Raw genomic sequence first — 1,215 nt, 5'->3', positions numbered from 1 at the left:
CCCCTATAACACCACTACCCGTAATACTATTTTGATTTTTTGGTGTCTGTTTTTCTTACGTGTGATCTTCCGTTCTGCCGCGTGGTGTCAGTGCGATGCCACCACGCGTGCGTTCATCGTCGCGGCCGCGACGATCGCGGCCACCAGGAAGACCGCTCCGCCGAGCAGTAGCCCGTCGACGTACCCGCTGGTCAGCGCGTCCGGGAGGGCGGTGCCCGAGGGCTGGGCGGCGGTCACTGTGGCGGCCACGCCGCTGAGCAGCGCAAGGCCGAGTGCGCCGCCGATCTGTTGACTGGTGTTGACCACGCCAGAGGCGATGCCGGTGTCCTGCGGGGCCACCCCGTTGATCGCGACCACTGTGGTGGCCACGAAGGTAAGTCCCAGTCCGAAGCCGGCGACCAGCTGAGCTGGCAGCAGCGCGGTAAGGGCGTTCGACGTCGGGCTCAGCGCCCCGAACCAGCCCATGCCGATGGCCGCCAGCACCAGGCCGCTCACCGTCAGGGCGCGGGCCGTCAGCCGGGACAGCAACTGGGGACCGACGCCGCCAGCAGCCACCGCGATGCCGACGGTGAACGGCAGGTAGGCCAGGCCGGTCCGCATCGGAGGGTAGCCCTTGACCACCTGCATATAGAGAGTGAGGAAATAGAACAGGGCAAACATGCCGCCGCCCACCAGGAACATGGTCACGTACGCGCCGGTCCGTGCCCGGTCGCTGAGGATCCGGCCGGGCAGCATGGGCGCCGCTGCGGAGCGCTGGACGAGGACGAACGCGATCAGCAGGACCGCGGCAGCGATCAAAAAGCCCAGGGTGACGGTGTCACGCCAGCCGTGAAGGGCCGCGTGGTTGATGGCGAACACCAGTGCGGCGAGCCCGGCGGTGGCGGTGGCGGCACCGGAGAGGTCCGCCCGACCGCGCTCGCGCTCTCCTCGTGGCAGCACCGACGTGCCGAGCAGCACGAGCACGGCGATGGGCACGTTGACGAACAGGACCCACCGCCAGCTGACGTACTGGGTGAGGGCGCCGCCGAGCAGGAGGCCGACCACCGAGCCCAGGCCGCCCATCGCCCCGTAGACACCCAGCGCCTTGTTCCGTGCCGGCCCGGCCGGGAACGTCGTGGCCAGCAGCGACAGCGCGGTCGGCGCCGCGATGGCGGCGCCGGCCCCCCCGCGGCCCCCGGCGGCGAGGAGGACGGGGGCAGAACGGGAGGGGGGGCG

The 1,215-nt window shown here is 70.1% G+C and carries 1 protein-coding gene; it reads right to left on the bottom strand.

The window, feature by feature from the left end; all coding sequences use genetic code 11:
- Window positions 1-87: 87 nt before the first annotated feature.
- On the bottom strand, window positions 88-1,215 hold a 1,128-nt coding region (locus ABZ749_RS35425; protein ID WP_357235805.1), incomplete at its 5' end, for an MFS transporter.

Source organism: Micromonospora sp. NPDC047753 (assembly GCF_040642735.1).
GTDB lineage: Bacteria > Actinomycetota > Actinomycetes > Mycobacteriales > Micromonosporaceae > Micromonospora.
Note: the sequence above shows the minus strand (reverse complement) of the source record. Positions and strands in the feature narration are given on the sequence as shown.